This is a genomic window from Vibrio sp. ZF57, from assembly GCF_001691235.1.
Taxonomy (GTDB): Bacteria; Pseudomonadota; Gammaproteobacteria; order Enterobacterales; family Vibrionaceae; genus Vibrio; species Vibrio crassostreae_C.
On record NZ_MAKD01000018.1, the window covers coordinates 170 to 482 of the forward strand.

Sequence of the window (313 nt, forward strand, 5' to 3'; positions counted from 1 at the left end):
GGCCAAGATTATTCAGCCTTCGCTGAAGGCACTTTAACGGTAGAAGCTACGGTTACCGACATTGCGGGCAATACAGCGACCTCCAGTGACACAGTTGTCAAAGATACGTTGGGGTGGTGAATGGACATTAGTCGGCCAAGATTATTCAGCCTTCGCTGAAGGCACCTTAACGGTAGAAGCTACGGTTACCGACATTGCCGGTAATACGACAACTTCTAGCGATACCATAGTCAAAGATACGTTAGCGGACATCAGTGTCGATTTTGATGGTTTTGGTGATGAGTATTACAACTCTGCCGAGGTCAGTAATGGC

At 47.6% G+C, this 313-nt stretch carries 1 pseudogene; it reads left to right on the plus strand.

The features are described 5' to 3' along the window. Window positions 1-313: pseudogene (locus A6D97_RS21360) on the plus strand (Ig-like domain repeat protein); the annotation flags it as partial.